This window comes from Streptomyces sp., from assembly GCF_019510245.1.
Taxonomy (GTDB): Bacteria; Actinomycetota; Actinomycetes; order Streptomycetales; family Streptomycetaceae; genus Streptomyces.
In genome coordinates this window covers 1-6,863 of sequence record NZ_JAEKKT010000022.1, presented here as the reverse complement: position 1 = coordinate 6,863, position 6,863 = coordinate 1, and the positions used below count along the sequence as shown (strand labels likewise).

General features: G+C 68.2%; 8 protein-coding genes and 2 rRNA genes. All 10 read left to right on the top strand.

Translation table 11 applies throughout. The features are described 5' to 3' along the window. Positions 1 to 95 (top strand): 23S ribosomal RNA (locus tag JF597_RS00660); the annotation flags it as partial. Between the two features lie 81 nt (positions 96 to 176). Further along, positions 177 to 293: ribosomal RNA gene (gene rrf, locus JF597_RS00655) — 5S ribosomal RNA — on the top strand. Positions 294 to 364: 71 nt separating this feature from the next. After that, on the top strand, positions 365 to 1,009 hold the full coding sequence (locus tag JF597_RS00650) for an HAD family hydrolase (protein WP_293986638.1): 645 nt from the start codon (positions 365 to 367) through the stop codon (positions 1,007 to 1,009). Positions 1,010 to 1,102: 93 nt separating this feature from the next. Then, a complete protein-coding gene (locus tag JF597_RS00645) occupies positions 1,103 to 1,837 on the top strand; it encodes a VC0807 family protein (RefSeq protein ID WP_293986635.1) in 735 nt (244 codons plus the stop codon). A gap of 81 nt (positions 1,838 to 1,918) precedes the next feature. Continuing rightward, the gene (locus JF597_RS00640; protein ID WP_293986633.1) at positions 1,919 to 3,136 is read left to right on the top strand and encodes an MFS transporter; all 1,218 of its coding nucleotides are present in this window, start codon (positions 1,919 to 1,921) and stop codon (positions 3,134 to 3,136) included. Beyond that, complete coding sequence (locus JF597_RS00635) at positions 3,087 to 4,259, top strand: acetoin utilization protein AcuC (protein WP_293986631.1); 1,173 nt, start codon at positions 3,087 to 3,089, stop codon at positions 4,257 to 4,259. The genes JF597_RS00640 and JF597_RS00635 overlap by 50 nt, the downstream gene beginning before the upstream one ends. A 359-nt stretch (positions 4,260 to 4,618) precedes the next feature. Beyond that, positions 4,619 to 5,434: a phosphatase gene (locus tag JF597_RS00630; RefSeq protein WP_293986629.1), complete on the top strand. Its 816-nt coding sequence runs from the start codon at positions 4,619 to 4,621 to the stop codon at positions 5,432 to 5,434. Positions 5,435 to 5,564: 130 nt separating this feature from the next. Next, positions 5,565 to 5,774 carry a helix-turn-helix domain-containing protein gene (locus JF597_RS00625; RefSeq protein ID WP_067299677.1) on the top strand — a complete coding sequence of 70 codons (210 nt, stop codon included), beginning with the start codon at positions 5,565 to 5,567 and terminating at the stop codon, positions 5,772 to 5,774. 130 nt (positions 5,775 to 5,904) lie between these two features. Beyond that, positions 5,905 to 6,003, top strand: a complete 99-nt coding sequence (locus JF597_RS00620; protein WP_003948845.1) for an AURKAIP1/COX24 domain-containing protein — start codon at positions 5,905 to 5,907, stop codon at positions 6,001 to 6,003. A 170-nt stretch (positions 6,004 to 6,173) separates the two neighbouring features. Beyond that, positions 6,174 to 6,863, top strand: a 690-nt coding sequence (locus JF597_RS00615; RefSeq protein WP_293986623.1) for an NAD-dependent epimerase/dehydratase family protein, incomplete at its 3' end; no start/stop codon positions are given.

Here is a 6,863-nt window from a genome sequence, read left to right as displayed (position 1 = left end):
AAGGCTCCCAGTAGACGACTGGGTTGATAGGCCGGATCTGGAAGCCAGGTAACTGGTGGAGGTGACCGGTACTAATAGGCCGAGGGCTTGTCCTCAGTTGCTCGCGTCCACTGTGTTGGTTCTGAAACCACGAACAGCCCCGCCGTAAGGCGGTCCGGTTGTCTGTTTCATAGTGTTTCGGTGGTCATAGCGTGAGGGAAACGCCCGGTTACATTCCGAACCCGGAAGCTAAGCCTCACAGCGCCGATGGTACTGCAGGGGGGACCCTGTGGGAGAGTAGGACACCGCCGAACAAATATTAGGAAAGGCCCACGCCTCATGGCGTGGGCCTTTCTGCGTTCAAGGGCTCGTCTAGGCTCAGGACATGCGCTACGACCTGGTTATTTTCGACAACGACGGCGTCCTCGTCGACAGCGAGCCCATCTCCAACCGGCTCCTGGCCGCCTATCTCACCGAGTTGGGGCACCCGACCTCCTACGAGGCCTCCATACGGGACTACATGGGGTCCGCGATGCACCGGGTCCACGACCTCGTCCTGGAGCGCACCGGGCAGCGACTGCCGGACGATTTCGACGACGTCTTCCATGCGCGGGTGTTCGCTGCCTTCGAGGAGGAGTTGAAGCCCGTGGCGGGGATCGCGGGGGTGCTGGAGCAACTGGCGGCGGACGGGGTGCCGTTCTGCGTGGCGTCGTCGGGGAGTCATGAGCGGATTCGGGTGGGGCATCGGACGACCGGGCTCGACCGGTGGTTCGACGAGTCGCGGATCTTCAGTTCGCAGGATGTGGGGCGAGGGAAGCCGGCACCGGATCTGTTTCTGTACGCGGCCGAACGGATGGGGGTCGCGCCGGCGCGGTGTGCCGTGGTGGAGGACAGCCCGCTGGGGGTGCGGGCGGCGGTGGCGGCCGGGATGGACGTGTACGGGTTCACCACCATGACGCCGGCCGAGCGGTTGCGGGGCGCCACCCAACTCTTCTCCGACCCGGGGCAGTTGGCTGACCTGCTGGAATGACCGGGGGCATGACGGCGGCGCTGACAATTGTCATGCCGAGCTCCGGACGTTCGTTTCTACTGGGGGATCCCGGCCGGACGCGAAGCTGAGGGCATGACGAAGACGACGAACACCGGGTCCCAGAGCAAGCAGCAGCAGCCCAGCGTGCTGGAGAACCTCCGGCCGCTGATCGTGGACGTGGCGGTGCCTCTCGGGTCGTACTACTTCTTCAAGGGGGCCTTCGGGATGAGCACCTTCGTGGCGCTCGCCTGGAGCAGTGTGGTGCCGGCCGTGCGGACGGTCTGGAGTGTTGTCAAGGAGCGCCAGGTCAACGGGCTCGCGGCGCTGATCCTGGTGGTGAACGTGGTCGGGCTGGCGCTCAGCTTCGTCTCCGGTGACCCGCGGCTCATGCTGGCCAAGGACGGTGCGGTCAGCAGCACCGTCGGGATCGGCATCCTGGTGTCGGTGGCGCTGGGCAGGCCGATGATGACGGCGGGGCTGAAGCCGTTCCTCCTCAAGGGGGATGCGGCGCGGGAGGCCGCCTGGGAGCGGCTGGCGTCCGGGACCGCGGCCAGGTCGGCGGAGTTCCTGCGCAAGGAGCGGCTCTTCTCCGTGATCTGGGGTCTGTTCCTGGTGGCAGAGTGCGTCGCCCGGGTCGTCGGCGCCTACACGATCCCCGTGGACACCATGGTCTGGCTGAGCTCGCTGCTGCTGGTCGTCGCGATCACCCTCGGGATGGTGGTCTGCGGAGGCGCCGCCGCCGAGCCGATGGCATGCCTGGTCACCGACGAGGTGAAGCGTCAGGAAGCCGCGCGGAAGCAGGAACAGGAGCTCGCGGTCGCCGCCTGAGCGGCCGAAAGGTAAAGCTGAAGGAAATTCATCTTTGGCTGGATCTACCTACGAGTACGCCGGGGCCCTACGCTCGCCGCCATGACAGATGTGCTGCGGCGCGGTAGGGCCTCGCTGGCGTTCAGCTTCTTCACTCAGGGTGCCACCTTCGCGCTGCTGGTGACGCGCATCCCCGCCATCCAGGACCGGTACGGCGTCTCCGACGCGCTGCTGCCGGTCTTTCTTGCTGCCGTGCCCATCCTGGCCGGCGTAGGCAGCGTCACCACCGAGCAGTTGGTGAAGCGAATACGGCCCAGTCGGCTGCTGCGCTGGTCCCAGCCCGTGGTGATGCTGGCGCTGCTCGGGGTCGGGTCCGGCGGGGTGATGGCCGAGCTGGCAGTGGCGCTGGCCGTGTTCGGCCTGGCCGTCGGCGCGCTGGACGCCTCGATGAACATGCTCGGGGTGAGTCTGCAGCGGACCTACGGGCGCAGCATCATGCTCAGCTTCCACGCGGCGTACAGCCTGGGCGGGATCCTCGGGGCCTCGCTGGCCTGGGTGGGGGCGCACTGGCATCTCGCGCTGTGGGTGTCGTACCTGCCGGTGGTCGCGGTGCTGCTGCCGGCCGCGCTGGTGGGGAGCCGTTGGTACGTGGACGGTGATCCCGCGCCGGCGGCGGAGGAAGCGGCCGCGGGGAGCGCGGGCGGTGTCGTCTTCAAGGTGCTGTTGCCGCTGTGCCTGGTGATGACCTTCGCCTACATCGGGGACTCCACGGTCTCCAACTGGAGTGCGAAGTATTTGAAGGACGTGCTGGGCAGCAGTGAGCAGCTCGCCACCGTGCCGTACAACGTGTACATGGTGACCACGCTGGTCGGGCGGGGCATCGGGGACTTCGGGGTACGGCGGTTCGGCGCCGTACCCGTCGTACGGGTGGGGGCGGTGGTGGCGGCCGCCGGGTTCGCGGTGGTGGCGGGGGCGCCGGGGGCGTGGGTCGGCATGGTCGGGTTCACTCTGCTGGGGCTGGGGTTGTGCGTGCTGGTTCCGCAGACCTTCGCGGCGGCGGGGCGGCTGTTTCCGGGGGCTTCGGATGCGGCCATCGCGCGGCTGAATGTTTTCAACTACGTCGGGTTCTTGATCGGTTCGCCGTTGGTGGGGGCGCTCGGGGATGCGTGGAGCTATCGCGGGTCGATGCTGGTGCCGATGGTGTTGGTGCTGGTGACGTTGGTGTATGCCCGTTCGTTCGCGACCAGGTCGGACCGATACGGTGGCGGGCATGAGCGGCCGCGCACAGCTGATGTGGGACGAGGCAGTAACGGGCTATGACTTCGGTCCGGGTCATCCGATGGACCCGGTCCGGCTGGCGTTGACCCGGAGTCTGGTCGGTGCCTTCGGGCTCGACCGGGCGGTGCAGGTCGTGGCGGCGAAGCCGGCCGGGGAGTCGACGTTGCGGCTGGTGCACCGGGAGGACTACATCGAGGCCGTGAAGGCGGCCTCGGCGGATCCGGCGGCGGCCGACCAGTCGTACGGGCTGGGGACGATGGACGATCCCGCCTTCGCCGGGATGCACGAGGTGTCGGCGCTGATCGCCGGGCAGTCGGTGGGGGCGGCGGAGGCGGTGTGGCGGGGGGATGCCGACCACGCCGTGAACTTCGCGGGCGGGTTGCACCATGCGATGCCGGGGGCCGCGTCCGGGTTCTGCATCTACAACGACGCTTCGCTCGCTATCGCGCGGTTGCTGGAGCTGGGGGCCGAGCGGGTCGCGTACGTGGATGTGGACGTGCATCACGGGGACGGGGTGCAGGCCGCGTTCTGGGAGGATCCGCGGGTTCTGACGATCTCGCTGCACGAGCATCCCCGTACGTTGTTCCCGCAGACCGGGTGGCCGGAGGAGGTCGGTGCCGGGGCGGGCGAGGGGGCCGCGGTGAACGTCGCGTTGCCGGCGGGGACCGGGGACGCGGGGTGGGTGCGGGCGTTTCACGCCGTGGTGCCGGAGCTGGTCGCGGACTTCCGGCCGCAGGTGCTGGTGACGCAGCACGGTGCCGACACGCACTTCGAGGATCCGCTGGCTCATCTGGCGGTTTCGCTGGATGCGCAGCGGGCGGTGCAGGTGGCGTGTCATGAGCTGGCGCACGAGTACGCCGGGGGGAAGTGGATCGCGTTGGGTGGGGGCGGGTACGAGGTGGTGGATGTCGTGCCTCGGTCGTGGACGCATCTGGTGGGGATTGCGGCGGGGCGGGAGGTTGCGCCTGAGGCGCTGGTGCCTGAGGGGTGGCGGCAGGAGGTGTTTGCGCGGACTCGGCAGTTGGGGCCTGGGCGGATGACGGATGGTCGGTGGCCGGTGGGGTGGGCGGGGTGGGAGGCGGGGTACGACCCCGCTGATCGCCTGGATCAGGCCGTGCTGGCGACGCGGCGGGCCGTGTTTCCGTTGCGGGGGCTGCTGGCGTAGGGGGTTTTTCTCGCCCCCGCCGCCCCTACCCGTCCCGTCCTTCCAGGGGGTGGGCCCCCTTCGACCGCCCGTTTCGGGGGCTGCCGCCCCCGGACCCCCGCTTCGGCCTGAACGGCCTCGTCCTCAAACGCCGGACGGGCTGATGTGTGGTGCCGACCGGCTTTCGTCCTCAGGTGTCGGACGGCTGGGATGTGGTGCCGGTCGGGTCTCGTCGTCGGACGCCGGACGGGCTGGAGAGGGTGCGGAGCGGCTCTCGTCCTCAGATGCCGGACGGGCTGGCTTGCCCAGCGTTACGCCGACTGTGCGGTGTTTGTCTGTTCTGGGGGTCTGGTGGGGGGTGGGGCGTCAGCATCTTTGGTGTGGTGAGTGGTGGTGGGCTTCGGGCGTACTTGGTGGCTGCCGGGCTGGCGGGGGTGGTGGGGACCTCGCGGGAGCGGAGTCTTCGGAGTTATCGGTTGTTCGCGGCTCGGGATCCTCGGGTGTTGATCGGGATTGATCCGCAAGGGGGGTGGGGGGAAGCGGAGTTGATTCGGTTGATGGCTGCCAAGTGTGGGGTTTCGGACGATCCCCGGTGCGTTTCAGGGCATGATGTGATCGATCCTGACTTGACGGTGGCCGGGCTGGACGCGTTCGCCGAGCGGGTGGGGGCGGCGGCCCGGCGGCGGGCCGCCGTGTTGTTCGGGACCGGGCATCCGCACCGGCTGATCGGGTTCTACGCCGGTCTCGCGGACGCGCTGTCGGCGGCGGGATGTGAGGTCCTCACCCCTGCGCAGGGTCGCTGTGTCGACATAACGACCCGGTTCGGTCTACGTACGTGCAATCTCGATTACGTACGAGGCGTCGGGTTCGTGAGAGAAGTGGGCCGTGAACGCCCCGGTTGTGCGCCGGGTGCGCATACGCATTCGCCGCTGCCGGTTCGGGTGGCGCTGGATGCGGCGGCGGGGGGCGGCGGGCCCTTGCCGGAGCTGGTGATCGGGGACCATGGGTGGGTCTGCGGTGCAGGTCAGCTCGGGTTTGAGGCCATTGGGCTCGCGGACACGGATGACCCTGCGCTCTTCGTGGGGGAGGCCGAGGGGGCGGTGTCGGTGGCCGTTCCGGTTGATGACGGCGTGCGGTCTGATTGCTACACGCCGCTCACCCGCTACGTACTCAATCGAGCGTGTCTGTCACAGTAGGCCGCCGATGGGTGCACCTCTTCCCCACTCGCATCACCCGCCCCTACATTGGGGAGTGAGCACGCAACGACGAAGAGTCACCGGAAGGGGAAGCCGGTGGCCCGTCGAGTGCGGAAGGTTCAGGTGTGTCATGGCAGCTGGCGAGAGGCCTCTGAACGAGGTCGTGTTCCTGACCGTGGCGGAGGTCGCCGCGGTGATGCGAGTGTCGAAGATGACCGTGTACCGGCTGGTGCACAGCGGTCATCTGCCCGCGATCCGGGTGGGGCGGTCCTTCCGCGTCCCCGAGCAAGCGGTACACGAGTACCTCCGCGAGAGCTACGTGGGGGTGGAGACCGCCTGACGACGGTTTCGGGATAACCCGGAGCACCTCGATTACGAGCTCAGCGCTCGGGCGGGTAGGCTAGCCCCTCGTAGGTCGTATGGGCCCATGATGCCCAGCACCGAGTGATGAGAAGTGAGCGAGGGTAGTCGTGGGCTCTGTTATCAAGAAGCGGCGCAAGCGGATGGCCAAGAAGAAGCACCGCAAGCTGCTCAAGCGCACGCGTGTTCAGCGTCGTAACAAGAAGTAATTACGGCGCCGAGCCGCGAGAGCTTGTGTGTGGCCCCCCACCAGTACGGTGGGGGGTCACTGCATTTTCCGGCCGTTGCGGCCGGTCGTGGCCTGCTGAGGGTCATGCCAGCGCAACATCAACCCGCTAAGTTGGCCCGCATACGGGAACACGGAAGAAAGGCGCTGATCTTGGGGAAGGTCGTGCTCGTGACCGGAGTGGCCCGTCAACTCGGGGGCCGGTTCGTGCGGCGTATTCAGCGTGACCCCGAGGTGGACCGGGTGGTCGCCGTGGACGCGGTGCCGCCGGAGCATCATCTGGGCGGCGCGGACTTCATCCAGACCGACATCCGGCAGCCCACCATCGCCCGGGTGCTGGCCGAGAGCGGCGCCGACACCGTCGTCCACATGGACGTGACCGGGACGCCGCTCGGCAGCGGGAGCCGGGCCACCGTCAAAGAGACCAACGTCATCGGGACCATGCAACTGCTCGGCGCGTGCCAGAAGTCGCCGAACGTCAAGCGGTTGGTGATCAAGTCCAGTACGAACGTGTACGGCTCCGCGCCCAGGGATCCGGCCGTCTTCACCGAGACGACCCCGCCGAAGTCCCTGCCCAGTGGGGGGTTCGCGAAGGACACGGTGGAGGTGGAGGGGTACGTGCGGGGGTTCGCCAGGAGGCGGCCCGACGTGGCGGTGTGCGTGCTGCGGTTCGCCAATATCCTCGGGCCGACCACGGACACCCCGCTGGCCTCCTACTTCTCGCTGCCGGTGCTGCCCACGGTCCTCGGGTACGACCCGCGGCTTCAGTTCGTCCACGAGGACGACGTGATCGACGTGCTGCGGATCGCCTCGCACGAGCCGGAGCGGGGCACGCTGAACAGC

Excerpts from the sequence above, each read along its gene's own strand:
- JF597_RS00635 (WP_293986631.1), top strand. The coding sequence starts at position 3,087 with ATGAGCGGCCGCGCACAGCTGATGTGGGACGAGGCAGTAACGGGCTAT.
- JF597_RS00650 (WP_293986638.1), top strand. The coding sequence starts at position 365 with ATGCGCTACGACCTGGTTATTTTCGACAACGACGGCGTCCTCGTCGAC.
- JF597_RS00645 (WP_293986635.1), top strand. The coding sequence starts at position 1,103 with ATGACGAAGACGACGAACACCGGGTCCCAGAGCAAGCAGCAGCAGCCC.
- JF597_RS00640 (WP_293986633.1), top strand. The coding sequence starts at position 1,919 with ATGACAGATGTGCTGCGGCGCGGTAGGGCCTCGCTGGCGTTCAGCTTC.
- JF597_RS00625 (WP_067299677.1), top strand. The coding sequence starts at position 5,565 with ATGGCAGCTGGCGAGAGGCCTCTGAACGAGGTCGTGTTCCTGACCGTG.